Genomic DNA, 20,928 nt, shown 5'->3' on the forward strand with positions numbered 1-20,928 from the left:
GGGGCAGGCGACCCGCTTCTCGCCGCGGTCGCCGCCGACTGCCACGATGCGACGGCGTCACTTCCAGCCGGTCGTCGAGACCTCAACCGCCACGTGGAAGCACTCCACGAAGGCTCATGCGTCATCTTTCCCCCTGCGGAATCACTCCTTTGAGCGACCACCTCATCGCGAAACAGGCGATACGGTCTTGTCCGACGATCCGGGCCATTTATAGATGGCTCGTCGGTCGCCGTTCTCCTCGTCGTCACATGGGCGCCACCGCTGCCCGACACCACGTCAGGGGGCCTAGTTGCAGGCGCCACAAAGTGCTTCGAACGGCACCGCCTCCGGCTGGCACGATACGGCCGACGCGCACATGGAGGGTGAGACGGCCAGGCTGGCCTTCCTCCAAAGGGCGATCCGCGATATCGGCACCACCTTGAACCTCAGCCACGCGGCCCGCCTACTGGCCGCCTCAGCCGTCCCAGGGTTCGCCGACTTCGCTTCGGTCCATCTCCACGATCACGTAACCGCGTCAGAAGACGACTCCACCTCACGGAATCCGCACGCCTCCTCGGTGATGCACCGCGTGGCCGCGGTCCACCTTGACGACCTGGGGCACAGGGAGGGACTCCAGGCGGGCCAGACCTTCGTCTACCCATCCGGCACGGCGATGGCCAGGTTTCTCGCACTCATCGAGCCTGTCCTCATCCCCCGGGCCGACGAGGACATCTTGCGGAAGCTGCCGGCCGAACTCGACAGCCCATCCGCCCGGTCGGTGCTCACAGGCTCTTCCGTCATGCTGGTACCGCTGACCGTGCGCGACTCGGCCCTCGGTTTCCTGGTCTTCGGACGCAAACCTGAGCGCCCCCCATTCGTCCCGGCGGACCTGGCCGCCTGCCGGGAGATGGCCGGGCGGGCGGCCCTGTCCCTGCACCACGCCCGCCTCTACCGCCGCCAGGCCAGCACCTCAGCCGTGCTGCGGCGCAGCCTCCAGCCCGTACTGCCATCCCACCTGCAAGGGGCGGAAATCGCTTACCGATACCACCCGTACAGCCGCGCAACTCAGGTGGGCGGCGACTGGCTGGACGCCATCCCGCTGCCCGGCCACCGGGTCGGTCTGGTCATCGGCGATGTGGCGGGCCACGGACTGCATGCGGCCGTGGCCATGGGCCAACTGCGTACTGCGGTGAGAACGCTTGCCATCTTGGATCTTCCCCCCGACCAGTTGCTGCTCCGCCTTGATCAATTCGCCCAGGGTCTCGACCACACCATCCTGGCCACCTGTCTGTATGGCATCTACGATCCCCTCGTTCGCCGGGCCAGCTTCGCCAGTGCCGGGCACCTTCCGCCCATCCTGGTGAGTCCTGGCGGCGAGGACGCACTGCTCGAGGTGCCCGTCAGCGCACCGATCGGGGTGGGAAGCGCCGCTTTCGACACACTGGAGTTGTCCATCGACTCCGGCAGCCTTCTCGTCATGTGCACCGACGGCCTGGTGGAGACCCGCGAGCAGGACATCGAAGAGGGACTCATCGCCGTGCGCCGCAGCCTCACCACACCCCATCTTTCGCTGGAGGAGGCGTGCGATGCCCTCCTACGGCGACAGCACCACGACGACGCCACCGTCCTCATGGCCCGCCTCCACGGCATTCCCCACGACAGAAGCGCCACCTGGCGCTTCCCCCCGCAGCCCGAGCAGGTACGCATCGCCCGCAGGCTCGTTCGCGACACGCTCACGGCATGGGGGCTGCGCGACATCTGTGACACCACCCAACTCCTGGCCGGTGAGCTCCTCACCGACGCGGCCCGCCACACCTCGAATCCGATCGGGCTGCGTCTGGTGCACACCGACACACTTCTGTGCGAGGTCACCGACGACCGCCAGGTGGCACCCCCGCTCCTGCAACCCGCGGGTACGGACACATCCGAGCAAGGCGTCGCTCTTATCCACAAGCTCGCGACGCGATGGGGCTGCACCACCACACCTGCGGGAAAGACCGTCTGGTTCGAACACCGTCTGCCCACGCACGGTGCCCCAGGGAATGCCATGTGGAGCCAGCTCGGACCGAACCGTGCCTGACAGTCATTCGTGTGCGGACGGCGTAGCCCCCGACGTCCGGGCCGTGGGCCGTGGTGACCGTTACCTTCACCCACGACGGCGGCCCGGCGGGCGCGCTGACGGTGATCTGGGTAACGGCAGTCAGATGATGGTGAAGGGTTGAGCGTTGGAGGTGCCGCCGCAGGTGTGGACCGTGATGGTCCCGACACCGGCGGCGAGTCCGCCGGGCACGGTGGCGACGAGCTGGGTGTCGCTCGCGAGTGCGAAGACCGCGGTGACGGTGGCGGCGACGCTGTCGGTGAAGGTGACGGTGTCGACGTTGACGAAGCCGGTTCCGGTGATGGTGACGGTGTCGCCCGCCGTGCCGGTCGCGGGGGCCACCGTGGTGATGGTCGGGGCGAGATAGTAGTCGACCACGGTGGTGCCCGAGGGGCTGGTCCCACCGGCGGTGGTGATGGTCACCGGCTGGCTCTCCACATTGGCGACCTGGCCAGGGTTTGCCGGCGCGGTGAAGGTGACCTGGCTGGTTTGGGTGGGGGTGACCGGGACATTGCCGACAGTGCCGACCTCGACCTGAGTTCCTGACAGGAAGTTGGTGCCGAACAGCGTGGCCGTACCACCCGTGGCTGCCGGCAGGCACGAGACGCTCAGCGCCGTGGTCGTAGGCGGGGCGATGACGATGAACGGCAGGGTGTTGCTGGTGGCGCCGGTGGTGCTGGTGACGCTGACGGAGACCTGTCCGGAGCACGGCGCCGAACTGGGCACGACGAAGGTGACCTGGGTGGCCGTGACGGAGGTCGGGGTGACCGCGGCTGCACCGAAGTTCACCCGGAGAGTGGTGGACAGAGCGGTGCCGTTGATCTGCACTGTATCCCCGGGTTTGCCTTGGTTGGTGCTGCTGGTGGTATCCACCAGCGAGGTGATGGTTGCCATGATCCTTCTCCTTCTGTCGCATTGCCCTGGGGCGGGGCGGAGAGTGACCGGACGGATGAACGCGGCCCGCGACCGCAGGCATCCCGGTGAGGGCGGGGAGGGTACATGCGAAGAGCCGCTGCCTCGGGGTTGGCACCTGGGGACGATCCGTCCGGGTGAAGCGACTCGGCACCGCAGCACGGGGCGCCGTCAATCTCGCTCTACCGAGTTAAGCGATCGAGCGAGGGAGGCGACAGGTGGAGTTGAAGCTCAGGGAAGTTATGCGCCAATAGGGATTAGAGCCATCTCGCCAGTCCTATCCGCTGTTGTGCGCCCTCTGACGTCGTCCGTCATGATCGGAGCGTGGCTGAAAACGGCGCGGCCGTGGCGTACGTGCGGCCTCTTCCGGTCTTCCGGCACGGTACCTCCTGCCCCTGCCGCGGCCCCCAACTACGGATACCGCAGGGATGAGGTTGACCGTTGCAGGTCAGGCGTGCTTCCCAGGCTCTGACAAAGCCTCGGGCATGCCACATCGTGAATGCGCGAGGCTAGAGCTGTTCACGGCAGGTCGGTCGAAGGCCCGCCAGGATGCCGCGGCCCGGCTGGTCGTTCGGCAGGCAATGCGCGCTTGGCCGCCTCGATGACACCATCGGGCAGGGCAGCGATATTGCGGGCGATACGGTCGACGTACTCGTCGAGTTGGCCGGCCGGCAGAGCCCGGTTGATCCAGCCGTAGGACGCTGCGGTCTCGGCATCGAACAGGTCTGCGGTGAGCACCACCTCCAGCGCACGGTTGCGGCCCACGCGGTCACGGAGGTACTGCGTTCCGCCTCCTCCGGGGACGATGCCCATGAGCGCTTCGATCTGGCCGATTCCGGCGGTCTCGGCAGCGGCGAACGCCATGTCCGCCGCGGCTACGAATTCCGCCCCGCCTCCACGGGTCTTCCCGGCGAGCTTCACGATGGTCACCTGGGGCTGATGGCGGAGGAGCTCGCCTACGGCCTGGAACACATTGACGTCCGCCGGCGCCGACGCAGCGAGCTGCTCCAGGACATCCATCCTCTCCCCGATCCGCATGTCCACATGAGCGATGAAGAACTCCGGGTCGGCGCTGGAGAAGGCGATCACCCGGACCGATGAATCGCCCCTCAAGGCGTCCAGCGCCGTGCGGAGCTCGCGCATCATCGCCGCGTCGAGCACGTTCGGTTCTCCATCAGTTACCGATAGGTGTGTAGGTTTGCAATGCATACTCACCGTCGGCGACGCCGCTGGGACCATCAAGAACGCACTCTGGGAGAACCAAGGATCATGAGGGATACCGACCCGCACGGCGTTGGCGCGGGAACACACATTGTTTTCCGGGCGGACTGCCCCAGCCGGCCGATCCTCGACCAGATAGCAGACAAGTGGTCGATGATGGTCATGGCGCTTCTGGAGCGGCCCATGCGGTTCAATGAGCTGAAGCGCCGATTGGAAGGTGTGACGCAGCGTGTCCTCACTCAGACACTGCGCCGTCTTGAGCGGAACGGCATGATTCAGCGGAAAGTACTGCCGACCTCACCGGTCGGCGTCGAGTACTCGCTCACGGCGCTGGGCGAGTCCCTGCGCGAGCCTTTCGGGCATCTTTACAGCTGGGCTGTCGAGCACAGCGAGGAAATCCAGAACTGCCAGCGGGCGTACGACAGCAGGAGCTGACACATAGCCGCCTGCTCAATCACCTGTTGACGGCCCAATCACCGCCCACAGTTCGTCGTCGACTTCCCACGCCTTCGGCCGCGCCACCCCGCACTCCCGATCACCCGCCCGGAGTGATCCAACCACCTCGAAGATCGTTTCGTCCCCACAGTTGAGCACCTCTGGCAGACCAACCCCAGCCGGCCCCGGGCGCGGCCCCGAGAAACATCTTCAGCGTGCCGGGTCGTCTGCCCGCCGTGCCGGCTGCGACGACGCTGTGCGTCATCGAGGGCCCTCTTTGCGCGATGAGCACGCCGCCCGGTGGCGCGGGCGGACCCCATGCCACCGGGCGGCGCGTGGTGAGTTGTTGAGCGGCCGCATAACGTCACGCGCGGTCGGCCAATGCGGCGATCGAAACGCACGTCCCTACGGCAACCGGCGCTGCTCGCGCCGCCACCCGGGCCACCCCGGTCCACCATCGCATCACGATCAGCGGCCACAACCCCCAGCTTGCCAGGACGCCCGCATCCGGGCCCGACAGCAACGGGAAACCCAGCCCAAAGAGTGCACCGCCCCAGGTGGGCGCTTCGCGGACAGTGGCACGGGACCGCAGTGCCGCGCGGGCGGCGGGATCGATGCCGACCAACAAGCGCCACGCGGTTGGCGTGGAGGTGACTGGCCCGAAAACCTCGGCCTGATCGCGAGACAGGACCACGTCGTGATGGAATCGCCCCCGTCGGCAAGCATCACTGCCAGGTCAATCACGCCCCGCCCCGGATCATGTCCAGTGCCACGGTTGCCGGACCGAAGCCCGGTGAAGACAGCGCCTGGTATGTGCACAAAATGCGATACGGTGGTTTGCCTGCCGATACGAACCCGCCGACATCGCACAGAACATGAAGGCCGGTCAACGGATCCCCGGAGCCCTGGCCGGTAATCCGCGCCTGCTTGTCCTCGACGAGCCGGCGTCGGCGCTCGGCCCCTCCGTACAGGCGGGGTGCTCAACCCCTCGCCGGCCCTGAGGAACAGCTCGGCATGTCCTACCTGTTCATCTGCCACGACATGGCCATCGTGCGGCACCTCGCCGACCGCGTCGCCGTGATGCGCGAAGGCCGGATCACGAGGAAGCGCCCGCACCCGTCTCGTACGACCTGATGAAGTCATCGACCTGATGAAGTCATCGACGTGATGAAGTCATCGACGTGATGAAGTCATCTGCACATGGAATCCAAGCCCATGTTCAGTATGAGCCAAAAGCCGCGACATCGGCGTAACGGTCCATCGTGAGGGGCACAGCTCCTCCCAGGACGCCAATCAAGTCGCCGCGAACAGGGGGGAGGCGGCCTCGGGATGAGCGGCGCCTTGTACCTGGAGCCGCGCGTATCGCCGAGGGTGAGTTCCCTGCTGGGCTCCTCCGGCCTTCTGCATGCCCTCGCTGACGCGCTGGGGTCACCGCTGGGTCTGGTGCTGCCCGACCAGATCGGCGAGAACGTGGAGCGATTCCGGTCGGTGTATTCCAAGCACCACCTTTCGGGCCGGACTTTCCTGGCGCACAAGGCAAATCGTTCCAGCGCCTTGCTGCGGCGGCTGGTCACGACGGGGGCGGGGGTGGACGTGGCCTCGCTCGGCGAGCTGCAGCACGCCCTGGGCTGCGGATTCGCTCCGGCCCTGATCATGGCCACCGGGCCGAAGGACCCGGAGTTCCTGTGGCTGGCCGCCCGGACCGGAGTCACCGTGAGCCTCGACTCGTCAGTCGAGCTCGACCAGCTCGCGGCGCTGGTGCGCGCGCAGGGGCTGCCGCGGGTAAAGGTGCTGCTGCGCCTGTCGGGTTTCGAGTCGGCTGGGGTCAAGATGCTGACCCGCCCCAGCCGTTTCGGGGCGCCCATACGGGAGCTGGACGCCGTCCTGAAGGCCGTCGAGCGGTACGGCGACGCCGTGGAACTGACCGGAGTCGCCTATCACCTCGACACCACGTCCCCGGCGGAGAAGGCGGTCGCGCTCGAAGGCTGCCTGGTGGCTCTGGAGGAGTGCCGCACCCGGGGGCTGGCCCCGCGGGCCGTGGACATCGGCGGCGGATTCGGCGTCAATTACCTCGCCCATGCCACGCAATGGGAGCAGTACACGACCGAGCTCGCGAACGCCGTGCTGGGCGGCCGCCCGCCGCTGACGTGGGGCGGGCACGGCTACGGCCTGCGCGAGGACGGCGGGACACTGCGCGGCACGCTCGGCCTGTACCCCGCCTACCGTCCGGTCGCCGGTGAGCGGTATCTCGATGACCTGCTGTCCCGCCCCGCCTTGGCCTTCAGCGGCCGGAAGCTGGCCACGCTGCTTCTGGAGCACCTCTACGACCTCTACGCCGAGCCCGGCCGAGCGCTGCTCGACCAGTGCGGGCTCACCCTGGCGAAGGTGGTCGAGACCCGGGACACCGGCGCCGGGCCGCTGTGGGTGCGCCTGGCGGCCACAGCAGACGACATCGGGCTGGAGGAGCACGGCGTTCTCATGGATCCCGTGCTCCTGCCACGCGCGCCCGGTGTGGCCGACCATGACACGGGGCCCGTAGCGGCTCATCTCTTCGGAAGCCTGTGTCTGGAGTCCGACCTGATCACACGGCGGATCGTGTTCTTGCCCAACCGCCCCGCGCCCGGTGACCTGATGGCGTTCGTTAACACCGCGGCGTATTGCATGGACTTCCACGCCACCCATGCGCAATGGCAGCCCGTCGCCCGCAAGGTCGCCGCCTGGCAGGTCGGCGACAGTGAGTGGCGCTGGTGTCTGGACGAGCAGTACTGGCCGATCACACCTCCTGGGGGACAGCAGTGAGGTACGACAGCATCACCGAGGCCATCGGGAACACCCCGCTGGTGCGCCTGGACCCGGCCGTGCACGGGCTGCGCCACATTGACCTGTTCGCCAAGCTGGAGCTGCTCAATCCGTTCGGCTCGGTCAAGGACCGGGCCGCGTGGAACATGGCACGGCCGCATCTGGCCACCGCCGTCGAGGCCGGCAGCCAGGTGGTGGAGCTCTCCAGCGGCAACACCGCCAAGGCCCTGGCTGTCATCGCAGGGCTACACGGGCTGTCCTTCAAGAGCGTCACCAACCGGATGCGGATTCCGGAGATCAAGGATCTGCTCCTCCTGCTGGGCGCGGAGATCGAGGAGTTGCCGGGACAGAGCGAATGCCTGGACCCGACCGCGACCGACGACCCGCTCACCCTCTTCCACCGCACGCTCGCCGAATCCGGCGACGCTTATCTGCACACCGACCAGTACTTCAACGCCCGCAACACCGAGGCACACGTCACCGGCACCGGCCCCGAGATCGTGAAGGATCTGGACGGCAACGCCCCGGACTGGTTCATCGCCTGCGTGGGCACCGCGGGGTCCTCCAGCGGCGTCGCCCGGGTGCTGCGCGAGCATGACCCACGAGTGAGGGTCGTCGGACTCGTCGCGGCCAAATCCGACTTCATCCCCGGCATCCGCACTCTGGACGAAGTGCATGAGGTCGGCCTGTTCGACCCCGGTACCTACGACACCATCGCCTCCGTCCGCGCGGATGAGGCCATCGACGGAATGCTCGTCCTCAACCGCCGTTGCGGCATCATGGCGGGGCCCACCGGCGGCGCGGCGTACACGGGTGCCGTGCGCCACCTGCGCGCGTACGATGACGAGCCGACCGGAGAGAACGGTCGCAGGACCGCCGTGTTCATCGTCTGTGACCGGGTGGAGAGCTATCTGAGCTACGTCCGGCAGCGGCGTCCCGAGCTGCTGGGCCGGCCGCGCCGAACGCACTCCCTCGCCGAGCTGTCCGACACCGAGGTGCGCGCCGCCCCGGCCATCGCGGTCCCCGAGGCCCGCGCCTGGATCGAACGGGAGCAGCCGCTGGTGGTCGACCTGCGCAGCCCGTACGCGTACGCCGCGCTGCACATCGACGGCTCGGTGAACATCGTGGACGAGCTGTTCGAGGAGCTGGTGCACGGTGGGCTGCCCTTCAGCCGCAGCCGGCCGGTGCTGCTGGCGTGTCCGGTGGGCGAGCAGTCCGCGCGATACGCGGCGCTGCTGGCCCGTATGGGCCATCCCGACGTCCGCAGCCTCGCCGGCGGCATCATCGCCTGGCGCGACGCCGGCGCACCGCTGGTGCGGGACTGACGTGACGGCCGTGCCGGAGGAGCTGGAAGAGCTGCGGGAGTGGCAGAGCCGGCTACGGGCCCAGTTCCCGATCATCACCGGCCACCCCGAGCTGGTCTACCTGGACAGCGCGGCCACCACGCAGAAGCCGCAGCCCGTGCTCGACGCCGCCTGGACCTACCTCACCACCACCAATGCCAACGCCGGGCGCGGCACCTACCCGTGGGCCAACCGGACCACGGCGCTGGTCGAGCGCGCCCGGGACCGGGTCAAGGAATTCCTGCACGACCCGGCCCCCGGGCTGTCGTCGACGCACTTCACCAGCGGAGCCACCGAAGGTCTGAGCACCATCGCCCACGACTGGATCCCTGCGTACCTCGCCGACGGGGACGAGATCGTCATACCCGAAGCGGACCACCAGGCGAACATCGTCCCCTGGCTCGAGGCACAGCGACTGCTGGCCCGCCAAGGCGTGGACGTGCGCGTCGTCCCGATGCCGTACCAGGCGGGTTCCGGCGACTACGACCACCGCGCCGTGGCCGCGCTCGCCGGGGCCCGGACCCGGTTCGTCGCCGTCACCCACGTCCACCATGTCTATGGCGGGGACATGAACGTCCACCGCATCCGCCAGGCGGTGGGCCCGGAGGCGGTGATCTGTCTGGACGCCGCCCAGAGCGTCGGCCACATGCCGGTGTCCGTCGCCGACCTGGACGTGGACTTCGTTGTCTTCTCCGGGCACAAGGCGCTGGCGCTGCCGGGCACGGGTGCGGTATGGGCACGTCAGGCGCGCGGTCCGGCGTTCCGGCCCGGGGGATGGAACGGCACTCCGAACACCGTCGGCATAGCCTCGCTGACGGCCGCGCTCGACTGGCTGGACGCGGCGGGCCTCGGCCGGATCGAGCGTTGGACGGTCGCTCTGGCTGCCCGGCTCACCGATGGGCTGCGGCATCTGGACGCCTATGAGGTGCTGGGCTGCCAGACCAGCCTCGCCGCGGATTCGGCCGTGCAGCGGCGCCGGGGCATCGTCGCCTTCCGGCACCGCGAGATCGCCTCCGGCGACCTGGGGTTCATCCTGTTCAGCCACGGTTTCATGGTCCGCTCCGACAGCCACTGCCAGGGCAGCGCGGGAGAGAAGACCGGGTCCGTGCGGGTGAGCTTGCACCTCCACAACACTCCTGAGGAGATCGACCGGTTGCTCGCCGTGCTGCGCACCCTTCAGTGAAAAGGGTGAAATCTCCAGCCAGATGTGAATGGAAACCGTTTCCAGATGTAGGTTCGGGCGTATCCCCGGCAGACGATGCGGAAACGGCAGAGGTGGTACGACCCGATGGGGCTGAGCATGGCCGCGGCGGAGCGATGGGTACGGCGCTGGGACCGCCAGCAGCAGCGCTATGCCATCGACCGCGAGGAGCGGTTCACCGTGATCGCCGACGTCGTGCAGCAGGTCACGAACGGCCGGCGGCGGCCCCTGATCATCGAGCTCGGCTGCGGCCCCGGCTCACTCACCGCACGGCTGGCCGGACGGCTGCCCGAGGCGGAGGTCATCGCGGTGGACATGGACCCACTGCTGCTGGAGCTCGCCCGCACCCGCCACGCCGACGCGGCCCGCTACGTCGAGACGGTCATCGGCGAGGCCGGATGGATCGACGCACTGGGCTTGGACCGTCCGCCGGACGCCGTCGTCTCCACGACGGCGCTGCACTGCCTCGCCGAGGACTCCTTGCGGCGTACGTACCTCCAGCTCGCGGACTTGCTGCGCTCGGGTGGCGTCCTGGTCAACGCCGACCACTTTCCCTCCGACGACACGCAGCCGACGCAGATCGCCGCCCATGTGGGAAACCGGCGGGCCGAGCGGCTGCGCGCCTTCGCCCACGAGGACTGGGAGTCCTGGTGGGCGGCCACCGCGAGGGATCCGGAGCTGGCCGGGCTGCTCGCCGAGCGCCGCAGAAAGCAACCGCCCGCACCTCACGGAGGCGGCGGCCACAACGGTCTGTCCCTGTCCCGGCACGTGCAGCTGCTGCATCAGGCGGGATTCGCCCAGGTCGGCCCGGTCTGGCAGTTCGGGAGCAGCCACGTTCTCGTCGCTATCCGGTAGCGCGGCGAGCCGGGCCGACCAGGTCTCGGTGATCGGAGAATGGCGTCGACAGTGGTCCGGATGCAGAATGCCAGAGGAAGACGAGGAAGGGGGGAGAAAGAAGGGCCCTCATGACCGCCTCCACGCACACACCCCACACCGACCACGCCCACGAGCACGGCAGTGAGTGCGGCCACGTCGCGGTACCGCATCAGGACCACACCGACTACGTCCACGACGGCCACCTGCACCGCACGCACGACGACCACGTCGACGAGTGCGAAACCGCTGGTCACACCGTCCACGAGGGCCACGACCACCAGCACCGGGACGGCTGCGGCCATGTCGCCGTCCCGCATGGCGACCACGTCGACTACGTCCACGACGGACACCGCCACGCCCAGCACCAGGACCACTGGGACGACCACTGACCACTTCCGCCCCGTGCCGGTCAGGGCCGTGGCCGCCCCGGTACGTTGCCCCGTACCGCCCGCGATGTCACCGTGCGACCCTGTCGGGGCCGTGAAGAGCGTCGCGAGCCGATCGGGTACGGCGAGTAATAAGCGGCGATTCAGCCTCACCGGCCGGTAACCCGGATTCGGCCAGAACATCTCCCACTCGCACCGCCACACCAAGCGCCGGTTCGACCCCAACGTCCAGCGCAAGCGCTACTGGCTGCCGAGCGAGCGCCGTCACATCCGGCTCACCCTCAACGCCAAGGCCATCAAGACCGTCGACACCATCGGCATCGAAGCCGCCGTGGCGCGGATCCGCGCCCGGGGAGGGAAGGTCTGATGGCCAAGAAGAGCAAGATCGCCAAGAACGAGAAGCGCCGGGTGATCGTGGCCCGCCACGCCGAGCGCCGCGCCGAACTGAAGGCGATCATCGCCGATCCCAGGACTCCGGCGGAGGAACGGCTCGACGCCCAGCGGGAACTGCGCCGCCAGCCCCGCGACGCCAGCGCCACCCGCGTACGCAACCGCGACTCCATCGACGGCCGCCCCCGCGGCCATCTACGCGCCTTCGGCCTCTCGCGGATCCGGCTGCGCGAAATGGCACACGCGGGCGAACTCCCCGGCGTGACCAAGAGCAGCTGGTAACTCTCACCGGGCCACCGGACGCGGTGCGGACGCCACATGCCGCACTCCGGCCCGCAGCGTCCGCACCGCGACCCCCGCAAAGCGCCCGCGTTCGCACTCGCGCCGACAGCCTCCCTGGCAGCCAATTCGACAATGATTATCGTGTGCTACGGTCAAGGGCAGGTAAATTCCCAGCTCGCCGCCCTCAGGAAGACTCCTGTGAACCTGCCCAAGGCTCTGCCCAACGCCGCGATATCCGTGGCTTCCTCGCTTCTGCTCACCGGCTGCTTCGCCTCCGGCGCGCCATCGGCTACCGAGGGCAAGCGCATCCGCGTCGCGATGATGCAGCCGCCGCGCTCCGGTCTGTCCCCGCTCAGCGACGATGCGTTCAAGCTGTCGCGCTGGAGCACCGCCGAGACCCTGGTCACCCTCGACAAGGACGGCGACGCGCAACCCGCTCTCGCCACAAAGTGGCGGCAGACCGGAGAGAGGACCTGGACCTTCACCCTCCGTCAGGGCGTGGAATTCCACGACGGGACGGCACTCACCGCCCAGGCCGTCGCGCGGTCCTTGAACACCGCCGCCAAGGCCGCGCCCAAGCCGCGCATCCTGGACGGGGTCGATATGACGGTGAAGGCGAGCGGTGGCAGCTCCGTCACTGTCACCACCGCTGACGCGGACCCACTCGTCCCGCAGCGGCTGTCCTCTCCGCAGCTGTCAATCCTCGCTGCCAAGGCGTACCGGGGGAAGACGGTCAACCCGGTCGGCGCCGGCACCGGCGCCTTCGTCCTGAAGAGGGTGAACGGCACTACTTCGGCCACTCTCGATCAGAACCCGGACTACTGGGGCGGCAAGGCCAAGGCCGCTGGTATCGACGTCACCTTCGTGCCCGACGGCGCCGCCCGGGCCGCCGCCCTGCGCAGCGGCGAGGCCGACATCGTCGAAGCCGTACCCGTCTCCCAGGCGGCACTGCTGGACCAGGACCAGATCAGCGAAGTTCCCATGCCGCGTACCAACACCCTGTATCTCAACACTGAGCGGGGCCCGTTCCGCGACCCGGCGCTGCGCGCCGCCGCCCGCCGGGCCGTTGACGCCAAGGCGCTGGTGAAGGGCGTCTACGAAGGCCGCGCCGATGTCGCACGGGGGCTGCTGGGGCCGGCGTTGCCCTGGGCGGCCGAGGGGCGGGAGGGCCGTACGAAGACCGTCAAGGCCGGTGACCCGGGCGGCCGGTCCCTCACCATCGGGACCTTCACCGATCGCGCTGAACTGCCCGAGGTCGCCACCGTGCTGCAGCAGCAGCTCAAGGACGCGGGCTTCAAGGTGAAGCTGGAGGTGCGCGAGTACGCCAACATCGAATCCGATGCCCTGGCGGGGAGGTTCGACGCCTTCGTCCTCTCCCGTGCGACGGTGCTGGACTCCGGTGACCCGGCCGCGTATCTGCACAGCGACTTCGCCGGCGACGGCTCCTTCAATATCGCCCAGCTCAGCGACGAAACGGTCGACGGGGCGGTGCGGAAGGCCGAGGCCACCGCGTCCGGCGACGCCCGGCGGGCGGCGATCCTCAAAGCCGAGACCGCGATCCTCAACACCGACGCCGCGATCCCCATGCTGCACGAGCGGGTCATCCAGGGGGATGCGGTGGACGTCGTGGGCTCCGCCAAGGATCCACGCGAGCGTGAGCTGGTCACCGCCGATACCTACGTCAAGTGAACGCCGCTCTACGGGCCGGGCTGACCCGGGTGGCGGTGCTGGCCGCCGTCACCGCCGGCGTCGGGCTGCTGCCGTGGCTCTCCGGCCGGGACCCGGCGCTCACCGTGCTGCGCGCCCGGTCCGCCGAGCAGGAGCCGACACGCGAGGCGTTGGCGGATGTGCGGCGGGATCTCGGGCTGGACGCCGGGGCGCCGGCTCTGCTCGCCGACTGGGCGGGCGGGGTGGTGCGCGGCGACCTCGGACAGTCCTGGGTGTCCGGCACCGATGTACTGTCGTCGGTGCTCTCCGGGCTCGGCGTCTCCCTTACCCTGATGGGCGCGTCACTGCTGGTGGCGCTGCTGGTCGCCACCGCCCTGTGTGCTCCGGCGCTGGTACGGGGTGCGCGGGGCACCGCACGCGGGGGTGGTGGCGCGGTGGCCGCGATGCTGGCGGCCGTGCCCGAATTCCTCCTGGCGACCGTGCTGTTGATCGGTCTCGGAGTGTGGTGCGGCTGGCTGCCGACCTCCGGGTGGCAGGGACCCGCGCACATGGTGCTGCCCGCTCTCGCCATGGGTGTCCCGGCGGGTGGCATCGTCGGACGGCTCGTCGACGACGCGCTGCCCGCCGCCTTTGGTGAGCGGTGGGCAGGGTTGTGGCGGGCCTCGGGTGTCACGGGGGGACGCATCGCCTGCGCGGCACTGCGACGGGCCATGCCCGCACTGGTGCCGCAGCTCGGTCTGGTGGCGGTCGGCCTGACGGGTGGCGCCGTCGCCGTCGAGACCGTCTTCGCCGTACCGGGCCTGGGGCGCACCGCCCTCGGCGCCGCCAAATCCCAGGATCTGCCGCTGCTCCAGGGCGCCGTGCTCTCCCTGCTCGCGCTCGGGCTGGCGGCGGGCGCGCTGGCCCATCTCGTCCGCGGTCGACTGCTCGGGCCAGCTCTGAAGGACGCGGCACTGTCCCTCCCCGCCCCCGTCGCACCGCAGCCGACACGGCTGCGCCGGGCGGTGCCGGTGCTGTTCGCGGCCGTCCTGACCGCCGCCATCGGCTGGGGACTGCTCGGCGATCCGTACCGTCTGGACACGGACGGGCGCCTGACCGTGCCGTCGTTCGCCCATCCGCTCGGCACGGACGCACTGGGCCGCGACGTCCTGGCCCGGCTGGGGCACGGCGCCGCCGCGACGGTCGGCGTGGCCATCGCCGTGTGCGTGGTCTCCTATCTCTTCGCCCTGGCCTTCGGCTTCCTGCCGAACGTCTCGACCGGCGCCGCCGATATCGCCAATGCCCTGCCCCCAGTCGTCGTCGGCATCCTCGTCGCCGCCGTCCTCGGCCCCGGCACGGCGGGGGCGTCGATCGCCGTCGCCCTCGTCTCCTGGCCGCCACTCGCCGCGCACGCGGCGGCGCTGGTGGTGGAGACGCGTGCCGCGGCCTATCTGACCGCCCAACGGGCCATCGGCGCACGGCCTTTGTGGATCCTCACCCGGCACATCCTCCCCACGGTCGCCGGGCCGGTCGCCCGCCACGCGGTGCTGCGGCTGCCCGGCATCGCGCTCGCGCTGGCCTCGCTCGGCTTCCTGGGGCTCGGCGCCCAGCCGCCCGCCCCCGAATGGGGCCTCATGCTCGACGAGTCACGGCTGTACGTGGAGCGAGCCCCCTGGGCCGCCCTCGCCCCCGCGCTGGCCCTCGCCCTGCTGGCCGGTCTGGCGGTCTCCCTCTCGACCGCCGGCCTGCGACCGCGCCGTAACACCGGCCCGTGAGGTCGCTGCCCGCCCGGTACGCATCCGATCCGCACCCTCCGCATCGAAGGTGACATCCCATGCCCGAACCACTCCTTTCCGTACGCGACCTTCGTGTGACCTTGAGGGACAGGGGCCACGTCATACCCGCCGTGCGCGGGTTGTCGTTCGAGGTGGACGAGGGCGAAGTCCTCGCGCTCGTCGGGGAGTCGGGAGCCGGAAAGTCCCTGACAGCGCGGGCGGTCCTCGGGATGCCACCACCCGGGGCCCGCGTCACCGGCAGCGTGCGGCTGCGCGGGCGCGAACTCCTCGGAAAACCCCGCGCGGACGTGTGGGGCCGCCGGATGGCGTTCGTGCCGCAGGACGCGCTGACCGTGCTCAGCCCGGTGCACACGATCGGCGAGCAGATCGCCGCAGCCGTGCGGTCCGTCGCCAAGACCTCCCGCGAGGAGGCCCGGGCCCGCGCCGTAGCGGCCCTGGACCGGGTGGGCATCGCGGACGCCGCGCGGCGCGCGCGGGCGTATCCGCACGAGTTCTCGGGCGGAATGCGACAGCGCGCGGTGATCGCGATGGCGATGGTGAACGAGCCGGAGGTGGTCATCGCCGATGAACCGACGACCGCGCTGGACCCGGCGATCGAGGCCCAGGTTCTGGACGTGCTGGCGACAGCGTGCGAGGCCACCGGCGCGGCGCTGGTGCTGATCACCCATGACCTGCGGATCGTCGCGCGGAACGCGGACCGGGTCCTGGTGATGTACGCCGGCCGGGCCGTGGAATCGGGCCCGGTGGAGCCGGTGTTCCGCGCACCCCGGGCCCCCTACACCGCCGGCCTGATCGCCTCCCTGCCACCCGCCGAGGTGGACCCGGCGGACCGGCGGCTGCCGTCGATCGACGGGACACCGCCATCGCCGACCGACCTTCCGCGCGGCTGCGCCTTCGCACCGCGCTGCCCGCTGGCCGGGCAGGAGTGCGACGGCCATGAGCCCGCGCTGGCCGAGTCCGGGGAGCCTGGGCAACTGGCCGCGTGCCACCGCTCGATGGATCTCCCCGTACCGGCGACCGCACTCTTCTCGCGGAAGGCGGCGGCATGACCGACCCGCTGCTGAAGGTGACCGACCTCGTCGTCCGCTACGGCCGGCACACTGCCGTCGACAAGGTCTCCTTCGAGATCCACGCGGGCGAGACACTCGCCCTGGTCGGTGCCTCCGGCTGCGGCAAATCCTCCACCGCTCTGGCCACGCTGGCGCTACGCCGCCCGGATGGTGGGAGCGTACGTTTCGAGGGACGGGAGCTCACCGGCCTGCGGGAGCGGGAGCTACGTCCGCTGCGGCCACGGTTCCAGCCGGTCTTCCAGGACCCCTACGGCTCGCTCAGCCCGCGCCTGAGGGTCCGCGACGCGATCGCCGAGCCCCTGCGCGTCCGGGGAAGGGCACCGGCACCCGGCCGGATCGAGGAGCTGATGAAGACGGTCGGCCTCGACGTCTCGCTGGGCGGCCGACTGCCGCACGAACTGTCCGGCGGACAGTGCCAGCGCGTCGGAATCGCGCGGGCGCTGACGGGAAAGCCACGCCTGCTGGTCCTGGACGAGCCGGTCTCGGCACTCGACCCGTCGGTGCGCGCCGGGGTGCTGAATCTGCTCACCGCCCTTCAAGAGGACTGCGGGCTCGCGTATCTGTTCATCTGCCACGACCTGGCACTCGTACGCCACTTCGCACACCGCGTCGCGATCATGCGCCAAGGCCGGATCGTCGAGACCCGCCCCGCCCGCGAGCTGGACCTCACCGCGCTCGGTGGCCCTCCTGCATAGGCATCACGCCCGGTGGGGACCACCTCGTCAGTGGGGGCATCCGGCCATGAGCCGGACGCACTCCACCTACGGTTCAGCCCCCGGGTCCCGGGTCGCGGTGCCGAGCAGCGGATCGGGCAGGCCGGCCCAGCGGTCGGCGCCGAGTGCCAGCTCACGGTCGTCAAGTACGGCGGCGTCCAGCGCGGCCCGCAGCCGGTCCTCGTCCAGTTCCGCTCCGATGAACACGATCTCGTTGCGACGCTCGCCGTAGTGGTGATCCCAGTGCCACGCGGCCAGGGTTCGACGCTCGGGCGACGCGGCACGCCACGCGCCCGCATCCCCGTCCTCCAGCCAGCTCCCCGCCTGCCGCAGTTCGAGATGACGGCCGGCCGAGCGCCAGGAGATGACCGCGTCCGGCTGGGTGGCCACCCACAGGTACCCGCGGCCGCGCACCACCGCGGGCATGACCTGGGGCAGGGTCTCCGCCAGCCGCTGGGGGTGCAACGGGCGCCGGGACCGCCACAGCACCGAGGCCACGCCGCGGTCGGTGCCACGGCGGCGTACGGCGGGGGCGATGACGTCGAGCCGGTCGGCCGGCCCGGCCGCGGCCCACCCGGAACCGGGCCGTATCAAAGGCGCCAGCGAGGCGCTGTCGCGTTCTTCCCCATCGAGGAGGACCAGCGCGGATGGGTTGAGATGGGCGAGCAGCGCACGGGAGCCGTCAAGGCGGCCGTCGTCCTCCGCTCCGCCATCCCCCAGGACCATCACCTGGGCAGCCTCCACTTGCCGGGCCGCGGCCTCGGCGAGCGTAAGGGGGACAGCCCGCGGATGGTCACCGAAGAGGTGAGCGGCGCGGTGCACACAGCGCAGGTCGCTCAGCAGCCGGCCGGGGTCGACGCCGACGGCGAGGGGCGCGAGATCGTAGTAATCCGACAGCGGAGTCCTTCCCAGCGGGCTCCGCCACAGCTCGGCCAGGAACGGCAGGGCGTCAATGTTGTCAGGGAGCGCCAGCACGACATGCGGGCACGGGGCGGCCCCGGCAATGGCACCCAGATCCTGGCGAACGATCACCGCCGGGTCACCCGTGGCCACTTGAGACAACGAGGCCCGCTGCCGTTCATCACCACCCACGGCAAAGCGCTGCACGAAGGGGTACCGCCCCGCCGCGTCCGCGTGGACCGAGACAGAGAGCACCAGCGCGTCGGGCGAGGCACGCCGCAGCAGGTCCAGAACGCGGCCTCGCGCTTCAGGGGTGTTGCCGGACACCACGCCCAGCAGGTCGCGCCCCCTCCCCCCGGCCCTCACCCCTGCCCCCGTCCGATGGCAGTGACGAGCGCATAAGCAGTCCTGCGTACCCGCAACATCACCAACGGCGGCACTTCTCCTCCTCAGCGACGACCTCACAGCAGCCAGCACACTACATGGAAACGGTACTCATTTTCATGTACGGTCGCGGGAACAACACCGACCAGGAAAGGACCCGTACGACATGGCCGTGCCCAAGCGGAAGATGTCCCGGAGCAACACCCGCCACCGCCGCGCGCAGTGGAAGGCGAGCACGCCGGAGCTGGTGACCATCACCATCGACGGCCGCGAACACCAGGTGCCGCGACGGCTCGTCCCCGCCTACCGGCGCGGTCTGCTGCACCCCGAGGACTGACCGCGCCATGGCCGATCAACTGCCGGTGACGGTCCTGTCGGGATTCCTGGGATCCGGCAAGACCACCCTCCTCAACCACCTCCTCAACAACCGCGACGGGCTACGGGTCGCCGTCATCGTCAATGACATGAGCGAGGTGAACATCGACGCCGCACTCGTCCGCGACGGCGACGCGGCCCTCTCCCGTACCGAAGAGCGCCTGGTCGAGATGACGAACGGCTGCATCTGCTGCACCCTGCGCGACGACCTGCTCGAGGAGGTGGACCGGCTCGCGCGGGAGGGGCGGTTCGACTATCTCCTCATCGAGTCCAGCGGCATCTCCGAGCCCATGCCCGTCGCCGCGACCTTCGCCTTCCCCCGCGACGACGGCGCCACTCTGGGCGAGGTCGCGCGCCTCGACACCATGGTCACCGTCGTCGACGCCGCGAACTTCCTGCCGGAGCTGACCGGGGGTGACGAGCTCGTCGAGCGGGGTCTGGATCAGTACGAGGACGACGAGCGCACCGTCAGCGACCTCCTCATGGACCAGGTCGAGTTCGCCGACGTCATCGTCCTCAACAAGCTCGACCTGGTCACCCCCGAGACCGCCGAACGGCTGGCGGCGGCACTGTCCCGGCTCAACCCGGCCGCCCGCCTCGTACCCGCCACCCACGGCCGGGTGGAACCGGCGGACGTGCTCGGCACCGGCCGCTTCGACCTCGAACGCGCCCAGCAGGCCCCCGGCTGGGTGAGGGAGCTCAACGGCGACCACATACCGGAGACCGAGGAGTACGGCATCTCCAGCACCGTCTTCCGTGCCACCCGGCCCTTCCACCCCGCCCGACTGTGGGACTTCGTCACCACGGACCTGGACACCGGGGCCTACGGCAGCGTCCTGCGCTCCAAGGGCTTCTTCTGGCTGGCCACCCGCCCGCGGGTGACCGGTCTGTGGTCGCAGGCCGGCGCCGTCGCCCGGTTCGAACCCTCCGGAGCACGCGAGGGCCACGGCGAGGCCGAAGAAGCCGCCGCGCACGGCCAGGAACTCGTCTTCATCGGCACCGGACTGCGCCCCGCCGCCCTGCACCAAGCACTGTCCGCATGCCTGCTCACCGACGAGGAACACGCGCTGGGCGCTCGGGACTGGTCGGCCTGGCACGACCCCTTCCCCGCCTGGGAGACCTACGGCCTCGACGAGACGTGCGACCACGAGCACGGTCCACACGAGGCCGAACCCGTACCGGTGCCCTGAAACTCAGCACACCCGGCAGGCCCCGAGCGGCGCCACGTGCGGGGTGGGCCGGGTCCGGTCCACCCCGCACATTGATCCACCACCGCTTTCCGCCGAGGAGCCATGATGAACGACCCTTACGAACGGTCGGCCGAGTACATCGACATCATGATCGCCGATGCCTGGAATGCCTTCGGCCCCGCACTGGCCGACGAGTTGAGAGGTGTCGAAGCCATCGAGGGAACGATCGTCGATCTGGGCGCCGGTTCAGGGAGGGGCGTCCGCGCCGTGTGCGCCGCTCTCCCGGATGACTCCCCGGTCCTGGCCGTCGAACCGTCCCCGTCACTACGGGCGGTCCTGCTCGCCCGGATCCACGAGGACACGCGGCTGCGCCGACGCGTCACCGTGGACGCGGGCGACGCCCTGAACAGCCCACTCCCCGACCGCATCCGCGCCTTGCTGGCCATGAACATGATTGGCCACCTTCCGCCCGACCAGCGGCAGGAGTTGTGGGCAAGGATTGCCCCACGCCTGGCCCCCGGGAGCCGCATCCTCCTCAACCTCGCCCCGCCGACCGCCCCCGCCCACGTCCCACCGTCCCTGATGGCGAACCTCACCGTGGGAGACCTCACCTACGAAGGCTGGGCGAGCGCCGAACCCAGCGGCGACCGCCAGATCACCTGGCACATGACCTACCGCACCCTGCGGCGGGGACGACCGCTGTCCGAAGTGACGGTGGATTACGCCTGGTGGGTGCTGGACGAACCGGGACTGACCCGGGAACTCGCCGAGCACGGGCTGTCCCTGCGCCCGGCCGGCCAAGCCGATCTCGGCCTGTATGCCGCTTCCTTGGCGTCGTAAGACCCGGGATTCAGAGTTGATACGATAATCATTTTCATTTAGCTTCTCTAGTGTCCCCTCCGCTCCTCTGCGGGAACAGGGGGACTCCCCC

20 protein-coding genes are annotated in these 20,928 nt (G+C 69.8%); 16 read left to right on the forward strand and 4 right to left on the reverse strand.

Annotation, left to right across the window (positions count from 1 at the left end):
- Window positions 1-355 precede the first annotated feature (355 nt).
- A complete protein-coding gene (locus tag ACZ6TD_RS03440) occupies window positions 356-2,059 on the forward strand; it encodes an ATP-binding SpoIIE family protein phosphatase (RefSeq protein ID WP_471350205.1) in 1,704 nt (567 codons plus the stop codon).
- Window positions 2,060-2,179: 120 nt separating this feature from the next.
- On the opposite strand, the gene ACZ6TD_RS03445 is transcribed toward ACZ6TD_RS03440, so the two are convergent.
- Window positions 2,180-2,971: an IPT/TIG domain-containing protein gene (locus ACZ6TD_RS03445; protein WP_471350207.1), complete on the reverse strand. Its 792-nt coding sequence runs from the start codon at window positions 2,969-2,971 to the stop codon at window positions 2,180-2,182.
- A gap of 537 nt (window positions 2,972-3,508) precedes the next feature.
- The gene (locus tag ACZ6TD_RS03450; RefSeq protein ID WP_471350209.1) at window positions 3,509-4,150 is read right to left on the reverse strand and encodes an enoyl-CoA hydratase/isomerase family protein; all 642 of its coding nucleotides are present in this window, start codon (window positions 4,148-4,150) and stop codon (window positions 3,509-3,511) included.
- A 108-nt stretch (window positions 4,151-4,258) separates the two neighbouring features.
- Here ACZ6TD_RS03450 and ACZ6TD_RS03455 point away from each other — a divergent pair, with 108 nt between their 5' ends.
- A complete protein-coding gene (locus ACZ6TD_RS03455; protein WP_471350212.1) occupies window positions 4,259-4,645 on the forward strand; it encodes a winged helix-turn-helix transcriptional regulator in 387 nt (128 codons plus the stop codon).
- A gap of 364 nt (window positions 4,646-5,009) precedes the next feature.
- Here the strand turns inward: ACZ6TD_RS03455 and ACZ6TD_RS03460 are convergent, their stop codons facing one another.
- A complete protein-coding gene (locus ACZ6TD_RS03460; protein ID WP_471350215.1) occupies window positions 5,010-5,339 on the reverse strand; it encodes a hypothetical protein in 330 nt (109 codons plus the stop codon).
- A gap of 635 nt (window positions 5,340-5,974) precedes the next feature.
- On the opposite strand from ACZ6TD_RS03460, the gene ACZ6TD_RS03465 reads away from it, so the two are divergent.
- The 11 genes from ACZ6TD_RS03465 (at window position 5,975) to ACZ6TD_RS03515 (ending at window position 17,130) form a co-directional block, all read left to right on the forward strand.
- Window positions 5,975-7,444, forward strand: a complete 1,470-nt coding sequence (locus ACZ6TD_RS03465) for a type III PLP-dependent enzyme domain-containing protein (protein ID WP_471350219.1) — start codon at window positions 5,975-5,977, stop codon at window positions 7,442-7,444.
- Window positions 7,441-8,769, forward strand: a complete 1,329-nt coding sequence (locus ACZ6TD_RS03470) for a pyridoxal-phosphate dependent enzyme (protein WP_471358808.1) — start codon at window positions 7,441-7,443, stop codon at window positions 8,767-8,769. Before ACZ6TD_RS03465 ends, ACZ6TD_RS03470 begins: the two co-directional genes overlap by 4 nt.
- Window position 8,770: 1 nt before the next feature.
- Complete coding sequence (locus ACZ6TD_RS03475; RefSeq protein ID WP_471350222.1) at window positions 8,771-9,970, forward strand: aminotransferase class V-fold PLP-dependent enzyme; 1,200 nt, start codon at window positions 8,771-8,773, stop codon at window positions 9,968-9,970.
- A 105-nt stretch (window positions 9,971-10,075) separates the two neighbouring features.
- Window positions 10,076-10,843: a class I SAM-dependent methyltransferase gene (locus ACZ6TD_RS03480; protein WP_471350225.1), complete on the forward strand. Its 768-nt coding sequence runs from the start codon at window positions 10,076-10,078 to the stop codon at window positions 10,841-10,843.
- A 110-nt stretch (window positions 10,844-10,953) separates the two neighbouring features.
- Window positions 10,954-11,253, forward strand: a complete 300-nt coding sequence (locus tag ACZ6TD_RS03485; RefSeq protein ID WP_471350228.1) for a hypothetical protein — start codon at window positions 10,954-10,956, stop codon at window positions 11,251-11,253.
- A gap of 178 nt (window positions 11,254-11,431) precedes the next feature.
- Window positions 11,432-11,617, forward strand: coding sequence for a 50S ribosomal protein L28 (gene rpmB, locus ACZ6TD_RS03490; RefSeq protein ID WP_471358811.1), 186 nt, complete (start codon window positions 11,432-11,434; stop codon window positions 11,615-11,617).
- On the forward strand, window positions 11,617-11,922 hold the full coding sequence (rpsN, locus tag ACZ6TD_RS03495; RefSeq protein ID WP_471350231.1) for a 30S ribosomal protein S14: 306 nt from the start codon (window positions 11,617-11,619) through the stop codon (window positions 11,920-11,922). Before rpmB ends, rpsN begins: the two co-directional genes overlap by 1 nt.
- Window positions 11,923-12,120: 198 nt before the next feature.
- Window positions 12,121-13,611, forward strand: a complete 1,491-nt coding sequence (locus ACZ6TD_RS03500; RefSeq protein WP_471350235.1) for an ABC transporter substrate-binding protein — start codon at window positions 12,121-12,123, stop codon at window positions 13,609-13,611.
- Window positions 13,608-15,344 carry an ABC transporter permease subunit gene (locus tag ACZ6TD_RS03505; protein WP_471350238.1) on the forward strand — a complete coding sequence of 579 codons (1,737 nt, stop codon included), beginning with the start codon at window positions 13,608-13,610 and terminating at the stop codon, window positions 15,342-15,344. The genes ACZ6TD_RS03500 and ACZ6TD_RS03505 overlap by 4 nt, the downstream gene beginning before the upstream one ends.
- 59 nt (window positions 15,345-15,403) lie before the next feature.
- Window positions 15,404-16,414, forward strand: coding sequence for an ABC transporter ATP-binding protein (locus tag ACZ6TD_RS03510; protein ID WP_471350241.1), 1,011 nt, complete (start codon window positions 15,404-15,406; stop codon window positions 16,412-16,414).
- Window positions 16,411-17,130: an ATP-binding cassette domain-containing protein gene (locus ACZ6TD_RS03515; protein WP_471350243.1), complete on the forward strand. Its 720-nt coding sequence runs from the start codon at window positions 16,411-16,413 to the stop codon at window positions 17,128-17,130. The genes ACZ6TD_RS03510 and ACZ6TD_RS03515 overlap by 4 nt, the downstream gene beginning before the upstream one ends.
- A gap of 66 nt (window positions 17,131-17,196) precedes the next feature.
- Here ACZ6TD_RS03515 and ACZ6TD_RS03520 read toward each other — a convergent pair whose 3' ends face one another.
- Window positions 17,197-18,375 carry a GTP-binding protein gene (locus tag ACZ6TD_RS03520; protein WP_471350247.1) on the reverse strand — a complete coding sequence of 393 codons (1,179 nt, stop codon included), beginning with the start codon at window positions 18,373-18,375 and terminating at the stop codon, window positions 17,197-17,199.
- Between the two features lie 223 nt (window positions 18,376-18,598).
- On the opposite strand from ACZ6TD_RS03520, the gene rpmF reads away from it, so the two are divergent.
- The 3 genes from rpmF to ACZ6TD_RS03535 all read left to right on the forward strand — a co-directional run bounded on the left by rpmF (window position 18,599) and on the right by ACZ6TD_RS03535 (window position 20,837).
- Window positions 18,599-18,769 (forward strand): 50S ribosomal protein L32, encoded by a 171-nt coding sequence (rpmF, locus tag ACZ6TD_RS03525; RefSeq protein ID WP_060944632.1) that lies wholly within the window; start codon window positions 18,599-18,601, stop codon window positions 18,767-18,769.
- Window positions 18,770-18,776: 7 nt separating this feature from the next.
- A complete protein-coding gene (locus tag ACZ6TD_RS03530; RefSeq protein WP_471350252.1) occupies window positions 18,777-19,997 on the forward strand; it encodes a GTP-binding protein in 1,221 nt (406 codons plus the stop codon).
- A 102-nt stretch (window positions 19,998-20,099) separates the two neighbouring features.
- Entirely contained in the window at window positions 20,100-20,837 is a 738-nt protein-coding gene (locus tag ACZ6TD_RS03535; protein ID WP_471350258.1) for a class I SAM-dependent methyltransferase, read from the forward strand.
- Window positions 20,838-20,928 lie beyond the last annotated feature (91 nt).

This window comes from Streptomyces yongxingensis, assembly GCF_055597465.1.

Coding starts and splice junctions, on each gene's coding strand:
- ACZ6TD_RS03440 (WP_471350205.1), top strand. CDS start 356: ATGGAGGGTGAGACGGCCAGGCTGGCCTTCCTCCAAAGGGCGATCCGC.
- ACZ6TD_RS03445 (WP_471350207.1), bottom strand. CDS start 2,971: ATGGCAACCATCACCTCGCTGGTGGATACCACCAGCAGCACCAACCAA.
- ACZ6TD_RS03455 (WP_471350212.1), top strand. CDS start 4,259: ATGAGGGATACCGACCCGCACGGCGTTGGCGCGGGAACACACATTGTT.
- ACZ6TD_RS03465 (WP_471350219.1), top strand. CDS start 5,975: ATGAGCGGCGCCTTGTACCTGGAGCCGCGCGTATCGCCGAGGGTGAGT.
- ACZ6TD_RS03480 (WP_471350225.1), top strand. CDS start 10,076: ATGGGGCTGAGCATGGCCGCGGCGGAGCGATGGGTACGGCGCTGGGAC.
- ACZ6TD_RS03485 (WP_471350228.1), top strand. CDS start 10,954: ATGACCGCCTCCACGCACACACCCCACACCGACCACGCCCACGAGCAC.
- rpsN (WP_471350231.1), top strand. CDS start 11,617: ATGGCCAAGAAGAGCAAGATCGCCAAGAACGAGAAGCGCCGGGTGATC.
- ACZ6TD_RS03510 (WP_471350241.1), top strand. CDS start 15,404: ATGCCCGAACCACTCCTTTCCGTACGCGACCTTCGTGTGACCTTGAGG.
- ACZ6TD_RS03515 (WP_471350243.1), top strand. CDS start 16,411: ATGACCGACCCGCTGCTGAAGGTGACCGACCTCGTCGTCCGCTACGGC.
- rpmF (WP_060944632.1), top strand. CDS start 18,599: ATGGCCGTGCCCAAGCGGAAGATGTCCCGGAGCAACACCCGCCACCGC.
- ACZ6TD_RS03530 (WP_471350252.1), top strand. CDS start 18,777: ATGGCCGATCAACTGCCGGTGACGGTCCTGTCGGGATTCCTGGGATCC.
- ACZ6TD_RS03535 (WP_471350258.1), top strand. CDS start 20,100: ATGATGAACGACCCTTACGAACGGTCGGCCGAGTACATCGACATCATG.